The sequence below is a fragment of the Actinomyces marseillensis genome, from assembly GCF_900155605.1.
GTDB classification, from domain to species: domain Bacteria; phylum Actinomycetota; class Actinomycetes; order Actinomycetales; family Actinomycetaceae; genus Pauljensenia; species Pauljensenia marseillensis.
In genome coordinates this window covers 1,914,501-1,933,850 of the sequence record NZ_LT707420.1, presented here as the reverse complement: position 1 = coordinate 1,933,850, position 19,350 = coordinate 1,914,501, and the positions used below count along the sequence as shown (strand labels likewise).

The 19,350-nt window shown below is 57.5% G+C and carries 13 protein-coding genes and 1 pseudogene; 10 read left to right on the top strand and 4 right to left on the bottom strand.

Features of this window, described 5'->3' with window-relative positions:
* Positions 1–79: 79 nt before the first annotated feature.
* Together BQ8011_RS08510 and BQ8011_RS08505 are read left to right on the top strand one after the other, a co-directional pair.
* A complete protein-coding gene (locus BQ8011_RS08510) occupies positions 80–664 on the top strand; it encodes a DJ-1 family glyoxalase III (protein WP_072456329.1) in 585 nt (194 codons plus the stop codon).
* Positions 665–673: 9 nt separating this feature from the next.
* Entirely contained in the window at positions 674–1,585 is a 912-nt protein-coding gene (locus BQ8011_RS08505) for a TatD family hydrolase (protein ID WP_072456327.1), read from the top strand.
* A gap of 130 nt (positions 1,586–1,715) precedes the next feature.
* On the opposite strand, the gene BQ8011_RS08500 is transcribed toward BQ8011_RS08505, so the two are convergent.
* Entirely contained in the window at positions 1,716–3,866 is a 2,151-nt protein-coding gene (locus BQ8011_RS08500) for a transglutaminase domain-containing protein (RefSeq protein ID WP_072456325.1), read from the bottom strand.
* On the bottom strand, positions 3,863–4,669 hold the full coding sequence (locus BQ8011_RS08495) for a hypothetical protein (protein ID WP_231945309.1): 807 nt from the start codon (positions 4,667–4,669) through the stop codon (positions 3,863–3,865). The genes BQ8011_RS08500 and BQ8011_RS08495 overlap by 4 nt, the downstream gene beginning before the upstream one ends.
* Before the next feature lie 278 nt (positions 4,670–4,947).
* Between BQ8011_RS08495 and BQ8011_RS09210 the strand changes: the two genes are divergently transcribed.
* The 6 genes from BQ8011_RS09210 to BQ8011_RS08465 all read left to right on the top strand — a co-directional run bounded on the left by BQ8011_RS09210 (position 4,948) and on the right by BQ8011_RS08465 (position 11,839).
* On the top strand, positions 4,948–6,072 hold the full coding sequence (locus BQ8011_RS09210; RefSeq protein ID WP_072456323.1) for a resuscitation-promoting factor: 1,125 nt from the start codon (positions 4,948–4,950) through the stop codon (positions 6,070–6,072).
* Positions 6,069–7,442, top strand: coding sequence for an aggregation-promoting factor C-terminal-like domain-containing protein (locus BQ8011_RS08485; protein WP_231945308.1), 1,374 nt, complete (start codon positions 6,069–6,071; stop codon positions 7,440–7,442). The genes BQ8011_RS09210 and BQ8011_RS08485 overlap by 4 nt, the downstream gene beginning before the upstream one ends.
* Positions 7,443–7,459: 17 nt before the next feature.
* Entirely contained in the window at positions 7,460–8,458 is a 999-nt protein-coding gene (gene rsmA / locus BQ8011_RS08480) for a 16S rRNA (adenine(1518)-N(6)/adenine(1519)-N(6))-dimethyltransferase RsmA (protein WP_072456319.1), read from the top strand.
* Positions 8,451–9,440, top strand: a complete 990-nt coding sequence (locus BQ8011_RS08475) for a 4-(cytidine 5'-diphospho)-2-C-methyl-D-erythritol kinase (RefSeq protein WP_072456317.1) — start codon at positions 8,451–8,453, stop codon at positions 9,438–9,440. Before rsmA ends, BQ8011_RS08475 begins: the two co-directional genes overlap by 8 nt.
* The gene (locus BQ8011_RS08470; RefSeq protein WP_072456315.1) at positions 9,441–11,351 is read left to right on the top strand and encodes an ABC-F family ATP-binding cassette domain-containing protein; all 1,911 of its coding nucleotides are present in this window, start codon (positions 9,441–9,443) and stop codon (positions 11,349–11,351) included.
* A gap of 209 nt (positions 11,352–11,560) precedes the next feature.
* Positions 11,561–11,839 carry a DUF1540 domain-containing protein gene (locus BQ8011_RS08465; RefSeq protein ID WP_034501862.1) on the top strand — a complete coding sequence of 93 codons (279 nt, stop codon included), beginning with the start codon at positions 11,561–11,563 and terminating at the stop codon, positions 11,837–11,839.
* Positions 11,840–11,919: 80 nt separating this feature from the next.
* On the opposite strand, the gene BQ8011_RS08460 is transcribed toward BQ8011_RS08465, so the two are convergent.
* Together BQ8011_RS08460 and BQ8011_RS08455 are read right to left on the bottom strand one after the other, a co-directional pair.
* Positions 11,920–13,614 carry a hypothetical protein gene (locus tag BQ8011_RS08460; RefSeq protein WP_072456313.1) on the bottom strand — a complete coding sequence of 565 codons (1,695 nt, stop codon included), beginning with the start codon at positions 13,612–13,614 and terminating at the stop codon, positions 11,920–11,922.
* On the bottom strand, positions 13,599–14,378 hold the full coding sequence (locus tag BQ8011_RS08455; RefSeq protein WP_072456311.1) for an ABC transporter ATP-binding protein: 780 nt from the start codon (positions 14,376–14,378) through the stop codon (positions 13,599–13,601). The genes BQ8011_RS08460 and BQ8011_RS08455 overlap by 16 nt, the downstream gene beginning before the upstream one ends.
* A gap of 639 nt (positions 14,379–15,017) precedes the next feature.
* Between BQ8011_RS08455 and BQ8011_RS08445 the strand changes: the two genes are divergently transcribed.
* Both BQ8011_RS08445 and BQ8011_RS08435 read left to right on the top strand, forming a co-directional pair.
* Positions 15,018–17,291, top strand: coding sequence for an ExeM/NucH family extracellular endonuclease (locus tag BQ8011_RS08445; protein ID WP_072456307.1), 2,274 nt, complete (start codon positions 15,018–15,020; stop codon positions 17,289–17,291).
* 237 nt (positions 17,292–17,528) lie between these two features.
* Positions 17,529–19,328: pseudogene (locus BQ8011_RS08435) on the top strand (ExeM/NucH family extracellular endonuclease); the annotation flags it as partial.
* Between the last annotated feature and the right edge of the window lie 22 nt (positions 19,329–19,350).

Genomic DNA, 19,350 nt, shown 5'->3' with positions numbered 1-19,350 from the left:
GCGCCGCTGCGCGTCTGAGTTACCCTGAAGGTATGCAGCGCGCGTGCCGCGCGTCGGGCTGCCCATCTGAGGAGGACTTATGCCAACGCCTACCACCCTTTCGACCACCGACACTGTCGCCGTTCTACTGGCGACCGGATTCGAGGAAGTCGAAGCCCTTGCGGTTGTCGATGCTCTCTATCGTGCGGGGATTCGGGCGGACCTCATTTCGATTGAAAATGAGCGTCACGTCGCAAGCTCTCACGGCATCAAGGTTGTCGCTGATCTTATGCTTGACGACGCGGATTTGGCGTCCTACGCGGTGGTTTTCCTGCCCGGTGGAATGCCGGGAACCTTGAGGCTCAAAGAGAATGCGCAGGTGCGCGCCGAGGTGCTTCGCCGCGCCGAGGCCTCGCTGAAACTCGCAGCGATCTGTGCAGCTCCCTCGATTCTTGCTGAACTTGGGGTGCTTGAGGGACGCCGCGCGACTGCGAACCCCGGCTTCATGGATGCCCTGAGCGCGGGCGGGGCACAGGCTCAGTCTGAGCGCGTTGTCGTTGACGGGAACATTGTGACCAGTAGGGGCGCGGGAACTGCTCTGGAACTTGGTCTCGAGCTGGTCCATCAGCTTCTGGGCGAGGAGGCGGCGCAGCAGGTACGTGAATCTATCGTCTGGCAGCACTGAGGAGGTCCCGTGGGTAAGCGAAAGCCTCGTCCCTGGCCGGATACTCCCGAGCCTTTGGCCTCGTCAGTTATCGATAACCACACGCATCTTCCCGTCCACGAGGGGGAGATCCCTCGCGCAGACGGTGTGAAGATGCCTCTTGAGGAGCAATTGGAGCGCGCGCGTCAGGTAGGCGTGACGCGGATGATTTCCAGCGCCTGCGAACTGCCCTATTTCGATCCGATGCTTGAGCTTGCCCGCGCTCATGAGGGAGTGCGTGTAGCCCTTGCGATCCACCCGAACGAGGCCGCGCTGCACGCTGGGTGCGCCGATCCGTCCCCCGATGGTTTGCTTCCCCAAGTGCGTGAGCACCATATTCCCCTTGACGAGGCCTTGTCCGCCGTGGAGGAACGCCTGGGTGACCCGATGGTGGTTGCGGTGGGGGAGAGTGGCTTGGATTATTTCCGTACCGCTGATCCTGGTCGCGAGGCCCAGAAGGAATCTTTCCGCGCGCATATCGAGATGGCTGCTCGCCATGATTTGCCGTTGCAGATTCATGATCGTGAGGCGCACGAGGACTCCATCGAGCTTGTGCGTGAGTGCGCGAATCCCGATCAGCGCATTGTCTTCCACTGTTTTTCAGGGGATGTGGCGATGGCATCTGTTCTGGCTGAACATGGGTGGTATGCGTCTTTTGCCGGTCCTATCAGCTATCCAGCGAACGAGGATCTTCGTCAAGCTTTCGCGGCCCTTCCCCCCGAACTGATCTTGGTTGAAACAGATGCACCCTATTTGACTCCCTTGCCGTGGCGGGGCTGCCCGAATGCTTCCTACGTGATGGCGCATACTGTTCGCTTTATCGCTGAGCTATGGGGTGTTTCAGAAGAACGCGCGTGCGTGCAGCTTCGTGAGAACACTGAAAGGGTCTACGGGAGCTGGTAAACACTCGACTCAACGGGAGACTGTGCGTGAATGCTCGCGCAAATACCGTGAATGCTTGCGTTTAGCTTGAAACACAGTGGTGGGGCCTCCCTGTCGGAGGCCCCACCACTCATATGTAGACCTGATCTCCTTAGAGGATCTTCTTCAGTGCAGGATCCTTCCAGGTACGCTGCTTAGTGAGGAGCGGGGAGTTGTTATCGATCATCAGGTAGCGAGTTTCAATCGCTTCTTGACGAGAGTCTCCTCCGTCATTCCAGGTAACGTCCACCGTCTTCCAGGTGCCGTTGATCTTGACCTGGTTCCACGCATGTCCGATGCTACTGCCATCGGAATAAGTAACATCACCAGTGACCACTACTGAGGCAACACCCGACTTGGTCGCGAGAAGTTGGAATGTGTTTGCGTAGCCCTCGCACACGGTTGTTCCCTTGAAGAAAATACCACCTGAATCGTGGTCGGGGAAAAGATCGTGAGTTAAGCGGTGCTTCTTCCGGTCAGGATCTTTCCACAACTCTACCATCTTATCCAATCCGGCATAGTTGTAAGTTGTGTGCTCGATCATCCACGAGTTGATTGCTCGTACCTTGGCTGCATCATCCATGCCCGGCTTGATGATGTCGGCAACAACCTTGTCCGCTGCCGAGTTGATTTGAGAGGTGTAGTCCTTGGGGGAAAGATGCTGCTCAATGGCATCCTCGGTGCCGTATTCGACATGGAGGATCTTTCCATCTTCAGAAAGAGAAGGGTAACCCCAAGGCACGAGACCATTCTGATTCTTCGCTTCCCAGAATGCCGTCTGGATCTGAGTGGTCGTTGCCGCGTCATCCTTGAACTGTGAGATATCGATGTCTGCTGCGCCGTTCATCATATTGGCAGCAAGGTACTTTGACAGTGCAGTTGTGCCAAGGACCTGCATAGGAGTATCCGGGAAGGTGCGTGCAATCTTATCATCAGGCGCTGTGGACTTTGTCGTTGTCTGCTTGGAGTAAGTCAGATCGGGGGCAATGTAGCCGGTCTGTGTCTTCTCTTGCTCTTCCTTCATTTTTGTCAGATCGTTGAGATACGTCGAAGGATCGAAATTGTGGACGATGAAAGTATCCGTGAAACGGCTGTGTCCGACGTGATAGGACACGTGCAAGCTTGCCTGCGGATTTTGCGTAGTGCGGGGGTTGCTCGTTTCGATCCAACTGCGCTCAGGGTCGACAATGATCGGAAGAACGCGGGTGTGTCCATCCGCCATGACCATAGGAATCTGGGTCGGGATATCGCTCAGACTTTGGAAAACCGAGTTGTTCGGATTCAACTGGAGCCACGCGTTCGATGCGATCTTGATGGGGGTGTTTCCCATCGTTCCTTCGATGTCGAGCAAATCGGACATCTTGGAAACCTTCACGCCCTTCTTGGCGATGACAGCGATCTGATCGCCTTTGCCATTGAGCATGGCATCGAGCTGTTCATCGGTGAAACCACCAGATGATTCCAATCCTTTGAAGTCTTCTTCGGTGAAGAAATCTTTGAGCGCGGTATTAAGCTGCCTGTCAAGCTTGCGTTCCCCTTCCTCGCGCTGATCGGAGTTCCATGAAGTGGCTGCAGTTTCCGCCATTAACTTGGGATTTAGACGGGTCACTCCCTTGTCATCTGTGCTATTGAGATGAACCAGGTAGTAGCTCTCGGCACCTTCGACCGGGTCCCACGACACGGTAAAAGTTCCGTTGTTTTCCTCATCGATCTCCACATTTTGGGGACGCGGGAGGAAACCTTCGTCACTGACGCGGATACGACGAACAATCGGACGTTCTAGAAGTTTGCCTGTGTCAAGGTCGTTGTATTGGACCAGGTAGTACATGGGAAGAAGTCCCCAGCCTGAGTTCCCAGTGATATCCGCCAAAGGGCTGGCTTGGGAACGGGTCATGAGGGTGATCGGGTTAGGAGCAATTGCAAGGCCCTGAGAACCATAGCTCGCTACGCTGAAACCGAGATCAACGGTGAGCGTTGCATCGGAATAAACAGAGAAGGGCGGAGTGTATTGCGCACCTTGTCCTGAGGGGGCAATATCCTTACGGGTCTCAAAGTTCTTGAGCGACATCTGGGTCGGAACGATCAATCTATCGCCCTGCTTGACCTCCTGAACTCCCTCGGCCCACTCGTAAGCTGAAGGATTGTTCTTCTTGAGCTGGTCAACGCTGTCGTCCGCATGAGCTGCGGCAGGAACGGCAAAAGAAAGCACCGTGAAAATGCCAAGCGCAGCAATGGCGCGACTGAATGTATGTGCGAGTCTCATTGAAGCGATCCTTCCAGCGGTTGCTCGACGCGGCAGTAAATATCTGCGGTTAGGCCCTTCCCGTTCGTGCATGCCACGAAGTTCAAACTCACTGAACTGAGGTCACTCGGGGCAACGAAGAGTGAAGAATATACGGCTTGCTGTTCGTCTCGCGAGAGGTCGTAGTAGTTCCCGACCGGTTCGCTCGCAGCCTTCACCTGAGCGTCATCGGAGGTGAATTGGCTGGTGTCAGGTGCCTTCAATAGCTGTGATTCGACGTCAGTGAGCTTAAAAATCGTCAACTGATCTGGATCATCGATGGTGTGAGCAGCGTATTGCTTGGCAATATCAGTGCCCGGAAGCGGAGAAGAAGCCATGTAGAACACCCAACGCAGGGCATTGTCGGGAGTCTCTTTCTTCCGTGAATGGTTCTCCATGGTGTAATCAACCTTGATGATCTTGTGACCATCTTGAGTTGTCTGCGGCAATACCGTTACGCCTTTAAAAGTGAACGAGAAGGAACCGCGATCGGTCGTTGCCCAAAGTAAGTGGCTGTCTTTGTTGTAGCGCAGCATGTAGCGGTTGAGGAAGAGTTTTGAATCTTCGGGGCTGAATGTTTCCTTGCCTTCCGGCTGAGGAGAGACAGAACTCAAATCGCTGAGATCTTGGTTGGGTTCTGTTGAGAAGAAGACCGTCTTTTGGTAACCGGGTTCTGACCCGTCCCCCTGGATATATCCGTTGGACGAGGATCCACATGCCGCCATGGACACTCCCAAGGCGATGCACGTTACAAGCGCGTAGATCCCGCGTTGGCGTGACTTCATTATTCACGGTCCCTTCTTTGCAGCGGTGACAATCTTTCCCCATCCTAGTGTTCGTCCCTGAATAAACGCCAATTTGACTTATCAATCTCTCATCCGACCGCTGTTGCAAGTGTGACAACTGTGATTTATGTGGCTTATGTGTATGTTCCGTATCACTATCGCTCGCTTGGATTTCATTTTCCCCGTAGCGTGTGAAGTGTCCGTTCGCCGCAGGCTCGCATGCGAGCCGCATTTCTTCGTGAAACTGCCAGGGCGAAACCTCCGAAGTTTGGAGCTATATGAACATTCAACACCCCTCGCGCAAGGCTGTTATCGCTAGCGCTGCAGTTGCTGCTATGACCGTCACCGGAATCGCCGGTACTGCCGTCGCCTCGTCCTTCCGTGATGTCACTCTGGAAGTTGATGGTGTGTCTATCCCCGTTTCAGGGTTTATGGGCAAGGTCTCTGACGTTTTAGCAACCGCGGGTGTTGAAGTTTCTTCACATGACCTTGTCGCACCTTCACTCCATGAACGGGTGAGTAACGGACAGACCATCCTTGTTCGCCGCGCTCAGCAGTACATGGTCGATATCGATGGTGTTTCCACTCCCACATGGTCGACTGCAACCGATATTGATGACTTGCTGGGACAAGTCGGCACGAAGGGCGCCATTATCGCCGCTGATCGTTCAACCTCTCGTGCAGAGCTTCCTGCTCTGACGGCGAGCGGTCCTATCCGCGTCGTTGCCGACGGGCAGACCCACACGGTTGACGCACGCCAAGGTGCAAGTGCCTCCGATCTTCTTTCCCAAGCCGGTGTTGAGGTTTCCTTCCTCGACCGCGTCGTCTTCACCAGCGATGAGCAGGGAAGCTTCCTTCGAGTGATCCGTGTTCAGCGCGGCGTTGAAGAACGTGAAGAAACTTTGACGAAGGAAGTTGAAGAACAAGAAGACTCCACCTTGGCAAAGGGAACCCGCCGGGTTGCCCAAGAAGGCTCCGATGGGTCCATCAAGAGGAGCGTCTACGTTGAGCGTCGCGATGGTCAAGAAATCGTCAGCCAAGTAGTGTCCGAGAACCGCACCGAACCGGTCAAGCAGATCGTCAAGATCGGAACGAAGGAAACGACGACGGCCTCGTCATCGTCCGCAGCATCGTCTTCATCAGGCTCGTCGGCAACCGTGACCGGAAATGACGTCTGGGCAGCTCTCGCGCGCTGCGAATCCGGCGGTAACCCCGCAACAAACACCGGTAACGGCTACTACGGTCTCTACCAATTCTCTGCTTCTACGTGGCGCGCAATGGGCGGTACCGGACTGCCTTCCGAGGCCTCGGCAGCTGAGCAGACTCAGCGCGCCCAGGCTCTCCAGGCCCGCTCCGGATGGGGACAGTGGCCGGCCTGCGCTCGATCGCTAGGACTTCTGTGACCACATCCGCACGCCACTCCCGTCCCCGCGCCCACTCTTGGGAGCCATCGAAGCAAGCTGTCCTCGTCACTGCGAGCGCAGCTGGCTTCGTGCTGTGCGGGATCGCGGGGATTGGCGTTGCCCACGAGCACTCGACGGTCAATATTGAAGTTGACGGAGTGATCCGCCCCGTTTCGACGTGGGCGCACTCGGTTTCCGGTGTCTTGAACGAGGCCGGAGTTGAGGTCGCAGAACACGACCTCGTCCAGCCGTCAATTCACCAACAGGTCAGCGACGGGCAAACCATCGTTGTGCGCACTGCAAAGCCCTACACGCTCAGTATTGACGGCTCCCGCAAAACGCTGTGGTCTACAGCTCCTTCGGCTGAAGGGGTACTTGCAGATATGGGAGTGGATTCTGGGAAAGCAATTCTTGCAGTCGATCGTTCCCAGTCGCGTTCGAGCCTGACCCCGCTGGTTTCGCAGACCCGACAAGTCAAGGTCATCGTTGACGGAAATACACGAACGATTACCGCACGAGAAGGCATGGATACCCGCTCGATCCTGGAAAAAGAGGGAATTACCCTGAGTCCCCTTGATCGAGTCGAAGTCAAGTCCACCGTAGAAGGGCTCTCAATCGATATTCACAAGGTCACGCGCTCTCTTGCTCCTCGCAAGGTCGCCATTCCCTTTGAAGAACACCGCCAAGACTCCGACCAGCTTTTTGCCGGCGAAGAACAGGTGACGACCAAGGGCGTTGAAGGCGAAGCCGAAGAGATGACCTGGAGTGAAAACGTTGACGGCGGTGAACGCTTCGAGGCGCCGCTCAACTCGAAGGTGGTTCGCGAGCCCAGTGCACAAATCCGTTCGATCGGAACCAAAGAGGTCACCCCGAAGGCTCTGATTGAAGCCGGACTTGACCCCAAGGCAACGCTCGAAGAAAAGACCGAAGAGGATGGGACCCGTTCCATTCGCTATCGCGCAAAACTCGGTACGCTCTCAAGTGCAGCTGAAATTACCGCTGCTGGTGGCAACTCCGCCGAAGTTGCACAGGCGATGGTTGCGGCCAATATTCCGCTGACCTATTCGGGTGAAGACCCGCGGAGCCTCGCCAAACCTTTGGTCGCTGCAAGAGGCTGGGGTGACTCCGAGTTCCAGTGCCTCGTTGCCCTGTGGAATCGCGAATCCCATTGGAATCCCTACGCGAAGAACGCCTCTTCCGGCGCCTACGGTATTCCGCAGGCTCTCCCGGGAAGCAAGATGGCCTCGGCAGGGGCGGATTGGCAGACTAACCCCGTTACTCAAATCAACTGGGGTCTGGGATACATTGCGGGTCGCTACGGCAGGCCGTGTTCGGCGCTCGCGCATTCAAACTCCGTCGGTTGGTACTGATCAATTAGGATGGGTGCGTGAGTTCAACCCGTCGTTATTCAACCCCGCGTCTGCCCAGTGACGCAGAGCCCAGCGAGAGTGGGCTCCTTGGCCCTATCGAAGTGCACGCGATCTGCGAAGCGCTGGGAGTGCGCCCCACGAAAACCCTGGGACAGAACTTCGTTCACGACGCTGGAACCGTCCGCCGTATCGTTCGAGATGCGGGGATCGGCGAGGGAACTCAGGTCGTTGAGGTTGGGCCGGGCCTAGGTTCCCTGACCCTCGGTCTTCTCGAGGCCGGTGCGTGGGTTCGGGCGATCGAAATTGACCCCGTTTTAGCTCGCGCCCTGCCCGTGACCGTTGCTCAACGCATGCCCGATGCAGCCCAGCGTCTCCACGTTGTTAATCGTGACGCCGTGCAAATCGAAGGCTTGGCGGACTTTGGGGTTGAGTGGGATGCTCCCACGCACTTGGTCGCAAATCTTCCCTATAACGTCGCAGTACCTTTGCTGCTGTCGATGATGGAGTCTTTCCCTTCGCTTGACTATGCCCTGGTCATGGTCCAAGCCGAGGTCGCAGACCGCTTGGCTGCAGAGCCGGGTTCGCGAACCTATGGCGTTCCCTCCGTCAAGGCCGCCTGGTACGGGAATGCGAACCGCGCCGGAACCATTGGACGTTCCGTGTTTTGGCCCATTCCCAACGTCGATTCGGCGCTGGTATCCCTGCGTCGCTTGGAGACCCCGCGCGGAGATACCGCCTTGCGTCTTGCGACTTTCGAGGCCTGCGACACCGCCTTCTCGCAGCGGCGCAAGACTCTGCGCGCCGCCTTGAAGAATTGGGCGGGAGGCGCAGACAATGCCCAAGAGCTGTGCGATCGCGCTCAAGTGGATTCCTCTATTCGAGGCGAAAAGCTCGGGATCGAGGACTATGTGCGACTTGGTCGCGCTCTGCTCGAAATGAGAGCAGAAGGAACAATTCCTCTCCCTGCTCAAGACCGTTACGCGAAGGAACGCCAGGCGGAGTCGCCCAGTGCGTGAGGTACGTGCATCCGCACCGGGGAAAGTGAACCTCATCCTGCGCGCTGGTCAGCCGGATGCGCAGGGCTACCACGGCCTCGTCACTGTATTCGAATGCTTGGATATCCGCGAGTACGTCAGTGTGCGCACGGCCAAGTCGCCGGGGATTCACATCGAAACCCATGCATATGCTGCAGACGGAAGCATTGACCAGGGTGCGACCCAGCTCATGAGCGAGCTAGATCCCACATCGCACCTGGCTTACCGCGCGGCAAAAGTCCTCCAGAAGCTCGCAGCTACGGGTCCCTGGGCACAAACCAGCGCGGGAGTGTCGATCCGCGTGGATAAATACATTCCCATCGCTGGAGGAATGGCCGGGGGATCGGCGGATGCGGCAGCAGCATTGGTAGCGTGCAACCGTTTATGGGAACTAGGGCTGAGCCTCGAGCAACTGTGCCAGATCGGGCGCGGGCTTGGAGCGGATGTTCCCGCCTGCATCATGGGCGGCATGAGCGTGGGGGAGGGCCGCGGAGATGTTCTGACCCCCTTGCTTGACTCTGACGCATCGACGTGGCCGCACCATCATTGGGTCATGGTCCGCGCGCACCGAGGACTTTCGACTCCCGAGGTCTTCAAAACACTGGATGCCTTGAGAGAAGCGGAAAATAGCGCTACAGGAATAGAGCCGGCGCCATTGAGCCAAGAAGATCAGAGTGCGCTGCTGGGGGATGCAACAAGCGTGGCACCAGTGTTGAGTAATGACTTAACCGCCCCCGCGCTCCATCTGTATCCCGAGCTCGCTGAAACGCTTCGCGATGCTCGAGCAGCCGGTGCCTGCGCAGCGATATTATCCGGCTCTGGCCCAACAATTGCAGTGCTCGCCCGCGACAAGAACCACGCCGACGAGCTTGCGGAGGCGTTGGCGTGCAGCCCCGAAGTGAGTGCAACCCTGCCCGCCTCGGGTCCCGCGCTCGGCGCGATTGTCGAAGAAGAGGAATGCTAGGTGGCACATCTACTAGGCACACAATCTCTGGGAGCACTCGCGGGTTCGCGTCAGCTCTTAGCCGATGTCGATATTAGCGTTGAAGACACGTCGCGAATCGGAATCTTGGGACCCAACGGTGCTGGAAAATCCACACTTTTGCGCCTCGTTGCAGGGGTGCAGCAGCCCGACGACGGGCAAGTCATCACTCGTGATGGTTTGCGCGTGGTCATGCTCGAGCAGGCAGATCACCTCGATGACAATGCTCGAGTGATGGATGCTGTCCACCCGGGCCTCGAAGAATATGAATGGGCTTCGCAGAGTTCAATCCGCGATATTCACGCCGGTCTCTTGGCAGATATCGACCTGCACGCTCTGGTTGGAACACTTTCTGGTGGACAGCGTCGCCGCGTTGACCTTGCTCGGGTACTCGCACTTCCCTCCGACGTCGTTTGCTTGGATGAACCAACGAACCACCTTGATGTGGAAGGCGTTGCCTGGCTCGCGCGCCACTTGAACGCACGTTTTGCACGCCCAGGTGCAAGCGGCGCGCTGATCGCTGTCACCCACGACCGTTGGTTCTTGGACGCAGTGTGCGAGACCATTTGGGAAGTCGTTCCCGGGATCGACCCGGGTGGTTCTCGTCCTCAGATCCCCGGTCGCGTAGAAATCTATGATGGCTCCTACGCTGCTTACACTTTGGCGCGAGCCGAGCGCGTCCGCCAAGCCGATGTCGCCGCAAAGAAGCGCGCGAATCTTTTGACCAAAGAACTCGCGTGGCTTCGCCGCGGAGCCCCGGCTCGAACGTCGAAGCCGAAGTTCCACATTGCTGCGGCCGAGGCCCTGATCGCTGACGTGCCTCCGCCTAGGGACAGCGTTGAATTGGTCAAGATGGCGACCGCTCGTCTGGGTAAAGACGTCGTCGACCTTGAAGACGTGAGCGTTTCTTTCGAGACTCCGCAGGGTGGCCGGCGCACGATCCTTGACCACGTGACGTGGCGCTTGGCCCCGGGGGAACGAGTGGGAATCGTCGGCGTGAACGGGGCGGGTAAGACGACGATCCTTAATCTTCTTCGTGGTGATCTGGAGCCAACAAGCGGCCGGGTGAAACGCGGAAAAACCGTCCAGATCGCTACCCTTTCGCAGGATACGCACGAGCTTGACGAGCTCAGTGATCTTCGCGTTGTCGAGGCCGTGGACGCGGTCGCCCATAGCGTGATTGTTGATGGCAAGGAAGTTTCCGCCTCGCAAATGACGGAGAGAATGGGCTTTACTCGCGAGCGTGCGTGGACGCGGGTCAGTGAGATCTCTGGTGGTGAGCGGCGTCGGCTTCAGCTCATGCGCCTGCTCATGGCTGAGCCCAATGTTCTTCTTCTCGATGAGCCGACGAACGATCTTGACACGGATACTTTGGCCGCAATGGAAGACCTCCTCGACGCCTTCCCGGGAACCTTGGTTGTTGTCAGCCACGATCGCTATCTTCTTGAGCGCGCGACCGATCACCAGGTTGCACTTTTGGGGGATGGAAGCCTTCGCGCCCTTCCCGGGGGAGTCGAAGAATACTTGAGTATTCGCGAGGCCGGTGGCGCAAAGTCTCTCGATGCTCGCGAAAGTGCGGCAGGGCCTCGTCAATCTGGAAATGCGGCGGGGGAGGAATCTTCCGCAGGCGCCACAGGCTCGGGGATGACTGATTCTGCTGCGCGACGAGCGGCAAAGAAAGAAAGCGCACGGCTTGAACGCAAGATCGATACCTTGCGCACACGCCTTGAAAAGGTCGAAGAAGAACTTGCTGAATGTGCTGCGCGTATTGCTGAGGATCAAAGTGCCTTGGAAGAGATGACGGATTTGTCTGCGCAGTCAACTCAGATTCGCCAGGAAATTGACGAGTTGGAAGAAGCTTGGCTACTGAATGCAGAGCTTCTTGACGAGTAGAACTCGCAGTGCCATACCTTGTGTAGCACAGCCTAACCTGAGGTAAATAGCCGGTTGGACTTTATCGTAATTACGTGAACATTCTTTGGAAACAACACCCGGTTTTCGTTGATATTCCGCGCAAAAAACGCTGCTCTACGTTTTTCGAAATAAAACATGCATCCTTGAGGGGTCTTAACAATTTGTGTCGACTCTTCAAGGAGAACATCATGACGACCATCGACCTTCCCCTGGTCCAGGACTGCTCCGTTTCGGAGTGCTCGTACAACAACAATGGCTGCGCTGCTGGCGCCGTGACCATCGGCTACGGACGTACCTGCGCAACCTTCGTTCCGCTCTCGGTTCGTGGTGGCCTCGAGCGCAAGAGCCCGGTTGTTGGCGCCTGCCAGAAGGCAGATTGCTCCTTCAACACCGGTCTGGAATGCACCGCCTCTGCGATTCGCGTGGGATCCGCCGGCGCTGACTGCCTGACCTACCAGGCTCGCTGAACATATCGCGTATAACGGGTGTGGCCCGCAGGAATTCCTGCGGGCCACACCCATATGTAAAACGGTGGAAAACGAGACTTCTAGTTTCCCGCCCATGACTTCATTGTTGTCAGCATCTCGACCTTATAGCGGTCCCACAAGCGTCCACCCCACACCACTGAAATTGCGATGATGGCTGCGCTCCAGGCCAAAGACACGACCACAGCGATAATGAAGGGGATTCCTGTGCCATTGGTAAACATCAAGGCAAGCCAGCCGGGCAAAGCGACTAACAAACCGCCCAGCATGGCAGCAGAGGTCGCCCACATCGCCACCATTCCAGCCCCTGCGCCTCGCGTTGATAGAGGCGATGCGCCAGGTTGCTGAACGGGGTAGACCCAGCGGCTTCCGACAACCGTTGCGATTCCTGATGAAGCAGTCAGGAAGAGAATGCACAAGCACAGTGTGTAGACGATATCAAGCACACTCTTGCCCATAATGACGCATGCCGCTCCCGAGGCCACAAGGATAACCGGGGTAACAATAGCGAGTGACCCCAAGAGGCGGCCTAAACGATCTTCGCGCCCGGTCATTCCGGCAGCAATCGGCACCCATGCGCCTGTGGAGTCATATTGCATATTCGCACCGATGTTTGCGCCGATGACGATCGGAGCAAGGTATAGGAAAAAGCCGAAAGTGAAAGGCATGAATTCACGCACGTCACTGTCAATCATGTAGTCCATGAGAACGGCCATCACCGGGAAGAGGATCGTCGAGCCCAAGGACACTGACAGTCGAGAATCGTGGAGCCAGTAGTAAGCCGTCTTCGTCGCCATCGCAGCCGAGCGGCCTGAAAGCCCGAGCGCCTGCCAGCGTTGAACGCGCTTGAGTCCTGCTGAACGTGAATCCGAGCGCTGCTTTGCCAATTCAGCCTCGGCGCGTGCCTCATCAACGTGGTAGCGGCCAGCCTCAATGGCCTCGCGCGCTTTGGCGGAGACACGGTTTGCGCTGCCGTACATCGACGGTTTCAATACGCGGATCCAAACGACCCAACCAAGGGCGAGAGTCGCAAGGCCGATTGCGCAGCGAATTCCCGCAAAGAGGTAGTCCCCTTGCCTTAAGGACTCGAGTACCCCGAAAAAAGCACCGAAAGGTGTGGTGTAGACCTTGGAAGCGAAGGCAAGAACTGCGTCGTAGGAAAAATTGCGAATAAGAAACTGTGTCCAGATTCCCATCGGTGCGAAAACTGCAACGAAAATCATCGAACCGACAAAAGACGCAAAATTCTTGCGTTCCGAGTTTTTCAAAACCTGGTTTCCCGCCCACGTGGTTACGGACTTTGCCCAAATGACCGCAGTGAGGAGGGTGAGAACAGCAGCGCAAGTTGCGCCTAGTGAGAGCAGTAATTCACCGCGAGTTAAGAAAAACCAGGCGGGTACAAGGAAGAGGAGTAATGAAAAAATCCCGCCAATTCCAAGCGCTGATGCCGCAACAAGAGCAAAGCCAAGCTTGGGTGAGGGTGCAACGAAAGGGGAGAGACGACGTGGTTCCAGGGTGTTATCCATCGTCGAGAACAACAATGGCAGGATTAGCCACCCGAGGAAAACCAGGGGCCCGATGAGCATGATGAATTCTGGTGGGATAGATTCATGTAAAGCTCCGACGCCAACGTACAGAGCGCCAACCATTGCCAAACCATAAAGAAGCGCCATGAGCGACAGGAGCAGCACGACGACTTGTTTGCACATCACGTTCCACATGATGCGCAGCTTCAAACGAATCAGTTGGCCAACCATGACAGCCCTTCGCTCGTGTGCAAGCCGCCCACCAACTGAGCAAAACGCTCATCCAAGGACATATCGCCCGCCACTTCTGCAGTCGTTCCAGAAGCCAACACCTGTCCGTGATTAATCACAGCAACATGAGTGCACAGCTGCTGGACGGTCGCCATGACGTGGCTGGACAAAATGACCGTTCCGCCCCGGTGGGTGAAATCGATGAGGATCTGGCGGATGTTCGCTGCTGAAACCGGGTCGACCGCCTCGAAAGGCTCATCGAGGACCAAGACCGAGGGCGCGTGGATGAGGGCCGCAGCAAGGGAGATCTTCTTCGTCATACCCGCCGAGTAGTCGGAGATGAGCTTCTTACCTGCATCCACGAGGTCCAAAGTTGCCAGCAGCTGCTGCGCGCGCCCGCGAGCAGTTTCGCGAGGTAAACCGCGCAGCATTCCAACGTGAACCAAGAAATCAGGGCCGGAAAGGCGGTCGAGCAGGCGCATCCCATCGGGCATGACGCCAAGCTGTGCGCGAGCGGCAAGATTATCGGCCCACACATCGATTCCGTTGACGAAAGCAGTTCCAGAATCCGGGGTAAGCAAACCGGTCGCCATGTTGAGGGTCGTTGACTTTCCTGCACCGTTGGGGCCGACGAAGCCGTAGAAGGATCCCTTGGGGATGTCCAGGTTGAGGTTTGCCACCGCAACCAAGTTTCCGAAGATCTTCACGAGGCCGCGCATCGCGAGCGCGCATTCACCGGGTTCCCCGAGGGGTTGCGTGGGCATGAAAGCGGGGAATGCAGCTGCCGGAGGTTGCTGGCCCACTGGAGTTGCTTGGAACTGCTGAGCAGATGCGGAGCCTGGCTGGAATTGTTGAGGATTCACGGGAGCCTGTTGGAAACCGGAGGCTTGCTGGTATTGCTGCGCAACAAAAGCCGCCTGCCCGTATTGCTGTCCAGGTTCGGGTGGTGGAGGAACGATCGATCGCCTCTTTGGTTGAGACTGCTCCGGCTGTCCAGGAGTCACTGCCGGCTGCCCCGGCTGGAAAGGCTGTCCGGGCGGCGGAACTGGAGGAGTCGGAGGGAGCGGGGGTTGAGACATCGTCGATATTCCTTCCTGAAATGTCCTAATGAGTCCAGATTAGTCGGTGCGGGCTTGTCGAGTCGAAGCTTCTCATGTGATGGGTTGTGAGGGGAGAAAAACCACCTATATCGTGCGAAAACCGCAAACGCAGCTGTGGGTTTGCTGACGATTTTCAGGAGTGATTCTGGGATATTCGAAAATCGTACTTTTGTATCCTTTGAGCTTGCTACTCTTTTGAATGATTGAGGCTACAGCTCGGTAGATCCTCTGAGCTGGCCCCGGGCACTGCGGTTCTTGCAGCGCCCATGCATTTTGATCGTGCACCTTGAGAGGAAGCTGCACATGCTGCGTGCGAAGAAGCGAACAGTGATCGGTGCTCTGGTAGCCTTTTCCCTTTTTGGAATGCCGCTAGCTGCCTACGCGGATCCCAGTGATGACTCGACATCGGGAAGCGAAACTCAGGCCTCGACGCCCACACCCAGCGTCGAGGCCTCGGCACATGTTCGGCAGACACGCGCGGTGAGTGCGCTGGTATCGATCCCGGATATTCAGACCACGGGCGATGGCGATGACTCCCAGCTGATCAATCAGACGGTCGAAACCAAAGGCGTTGTGACCGCGGCTTACCCCAAGGGAGAGAACGCAAACCTCAAGGGCCTTGAGGGCTTTACCATCCAAACCCCCGGAACAGGCGGAACCTGGGATCCAACGCGAACCGCCTCTGATGGCCTCTTCGTCTTCATGGGGAAATCTTCTGCGACGATGCCTTCCATTGGTGAGTGCGTTGTCGTCAAAGGCAAGGTCGCTGAGTATTCAGGCGTGAAAAATGCAACCGCCGCAACGCAGAGCCTGACCCAATTGCTCCCGCAAAGTATCACCACTGCCGCTGATTGTGATCCTGTCAAGCCAACGGAACTGAGCGGTGTGCCCACTCAAGACCAGATGGAAGCGCTTGAATCCATGCTGGTTCTGCCCAAGGACACGTGGACGATTACCGATAACTACAAGACCAACCGCTACGGGACTCTTTCGCTCACTCCCGGAACCGAGGTTTTGCGGACCGCGACCGACGTTGTTGCCCCTGGCGCTCCTGCCCAAGCCTACGAGGCCGAAAACGCCGCCAAGACCATCGACCTGGACGATGCCTCGACCACAGACCTGACGAACTTCCAGCAAAACGGGCACAAAGAACGCTACGCCTACCTTGCCAACGGAGCCCCTGCTCGCGTGGGCTACCACGTGACCTTCACGAAACCTGTTGTCTTGGAATCACGCTTCGGGAGCTTCGTCTTCCAACCCACGCAGATGACCGCTGGAAATCCTGATCGTTCGCCGGTGACCATCACGGGGGAGCGGCCCGCTGCTCCTACAGTCAGTGGCGATACGAAGGTCGCAACCTTCAACGTCCTCAACTACTTCTCTGACCTGGGCGAGAACGAAGCCGGATGCAAGGGATACGAGGATCGCAACCACAAATACGTGACCGATAAGAACTGTAAACTCCGCGGCGCCTGGTCATCGCAAGCTTTCGCGAACCAGCAGACCAAGATCGTGCAGGCCATTAACACGATCGACGCCGACGTCGTGGCATTGGAAGAAATCGAAAACCCCGTAGCATCCGGTGTCAGCACCGACCGTGACGGCGCGCTCAAGAGCCTCGTCAATGCGCTCAATGCAGCTGCAGGATCCGAGGTCTGGGCCTATGTCCCTAGTCCTTCAACCGTTCCCGCAAACGAAGACGTCATCCGCATTGCTTTCATCTACAAGAAGGCAACAATTACCCCGGTCGGCGACTCTGTCATTTACGATGATCCGGCGTACACGGGCCTTGCGCGTCAGCCCCTGGCTCAAGAATTCAAGCCGATTACTGATGCAAATCACGATGGCAAGAACTTCGTTGTCATTGCCAACCACTTCAAGTCCAAGGGATCTGCACCCAAGAACTTGTCCGGCGCGGAAGCGGCAGCCAACACTGACAATGGCGATGGACAGGGCAACTCCAATGGAGTCCGCGTCAAGCAGGCCCGCGCACTTGCCACCTTCGCACAGCGTTTCAACGGAACCCCGACACTGCTTGTCGGAGACTTCAACGCCTATACGAAGGAAGACCCCCTGAAAGTCCTGACCGATGCGGGCTGGGCCCACGAGTCGGGCCACGGTGATTCCTCCTACGTCTATGGCGGTCGCTCTGGATCGATGGACCACGTCTTCGCGAACTCTGCGGCACACCCGCTGATCACCGAGGTGAAGTCGTGGGCGGTGAACGCACAAGAAAGCATCGCCTTCGAATACTCACGCGCCAACTACAACGCTTACCTGGCTTTCGAGGCGGACAACCCCTACCGCGCCTCCGATCACAATCCCGAGATCATCGGACTGAACCTCATCACCCCGATCGCCCAGCCGCCGGTTGGCCCCTCGGCCCAGCCTTCGACTCAGGCCTCGGCTAACCCCGGCGCCCCCGCAGGTACACCCGAACAGTCTGCCTCGGCAACAAAAGCCAAGCAGAAGCGCTCCAAGCTGGCCTCGACCGGCGTGAACGAAACCATTCCACTGGCTCTCGGAGCCCTGGTGCTGGGCGTGGCAGCCTGCGCCATGCGCCGCCGGACCCTCTGACCTTCACCCAACCATCATGAGAGGAAACAATATGCTCACTCGAACCCGAAGGGCGGTGATTGCGACCGGCGCAGCCCTCGCGCTCTTCGCAACGCCTCTAGCTGCCTTCGCAGACCCCGCCGGCGAGGCGACTTCGACGACGGAGGCCAGCCCCGAGGCCACCGCGCCGACCCCCGCCGCCGAAGCCACGGCCTCGGCAAGCCAGGCCACCCCCGCGCCGGCCCCCGCGGCTGGTACGGATCNAAAAATGCAACCGCCGCAACGCAGAGCCTGACCCAATTGCTCCCGCAAAGTATCACCACTGCCGCTGATTGTGATCCTGTCAAGCCAACGGAACTGAGCGGTGTGCCCACTCAAGACCAGATGGAAGCGCTTGAATCCATGCTGGTTCTGCCCAAGGACACGTGGACGATTACCGATAACTACAAGACCAACCGCTACGGGACTCTTTCGCTCACTCCCGGAACCGAGGTTTTGCGGACCGCGACCGACGTTGTTGCCCCTGGCGCTCCTGCCCAAGCCTACGAGGCCGAAAACGCCGCCAAGACCATCGACCTGGACGATGCCTCGACCACAGACCTGACGAACTTCCAGCAAAACGGGCACAAAGAACGCTACGCCTACCTTGCCAACGGAGCCCCTGCTCGCGTGGGCTACCACGTGACCTTCACGAAACCTGTTGTCTTGGAATCACGCTTCGGGAGCTTCGTCTTCCAACCCACGCAGATGACCGCTGGAAATCCTGATCGTTCGCCGGTGACCATCACGGGGGAGCGGCCCGCTGCTCCTACAGTCAGTGGCGATACGAAGGTCGCAACCTTCAACGTCCTCAACTACTTCTCTGACCTGGGCGAGAACGAAGCCGGATGCAAGGGATACGAGGATCGCAACCACAAATACGTGACCGATAAGAACTGTAAACTCCGCGGCGCCTGGTCATCGCAAGCTTTCGCGAACCAGCAGACCAAGATCGTGCAGGCCATTAACACGATCGACGCCGACGTCGTGGCATTGGAAGAAATCGAAAACCCCGTAGCATCCGGTGTCAGCACCGACCGTGACGGCGCGCTCAAGAGCCTCGTCAATGCGCTCAATGCAGCTGCAGGATCCGAGGTCTGGGCCTATGTCCCTAGTCCTTCAACCGTTCCCGCAAACGAAGACGTCATCCGCATTGCTTTCATCTACAAGAAGGCAACAATTACCCCGGTCGGCGACTCTGTCATTTACGATGATCCGGCGTACACGGGCCTTGCGCGTCAGCCCCTGGCTCAAGAATTCAAGCCGATTACTGATGCAAATCACGATGGCAAGAACTTCGTTGTCATTGCCAACCACTTCAAGTCCAAGGGATCTGCACCCAAGAACTTGTCCGGCGCGGAAGCGGCAGCCAACACTGACAATGGCGATGGACAGGGCAACTCCAATGGAGTCCGCGTCAAGCAGGCCCGCGCACTTGCCACCTTCGCACAGCGTTTCAACGGAACCCCGACACTGCTTGTCGGAGACTTCAACGCCTATACGAAGGAAGACCCCCTGAAAGTCCTGACCGATGCGGGCTGGGCCCACGAGTCGGGCCACGGTGATTCCTCCTACGTCTATGGCGGTCGCTCTGGATCGATGGACCACGTCTTCGCGAACTCTGCGGCACACCCGCTGATCACCGAGGTGAAGTCGTGGGCGGTGAACGCACAAGAAAGCATCGCCTTCGAATACTCACGCGCCAACTACAACGCTTACCTGGCTTTCGAGGCGGACAACCCCTACCGCGCCTCCGATCACAATCCCGAGATCATCGGACTGAACCTCATCACCCCGATCGCCCAGCCGCCGGTTGGCCCCTCGGCCCAGCCTTCGACTCAGGCCTCGGCTAACCCCGGCGCCCCCGCAGGTACACCCGAACAGTCTGCCTCGGCAACAAAAGCCAAGCAGAAGCGCTCCAAGCTGGCCTCGACCGGCGTGAACGAAACCATTCCACTGGCTCTCGGAGCCCTGGTGCTGGGCGTGGCAGCCTGCGCCATGCGCCGCCGGACCCTCTGACCTTCACCCAACCATCATGAGA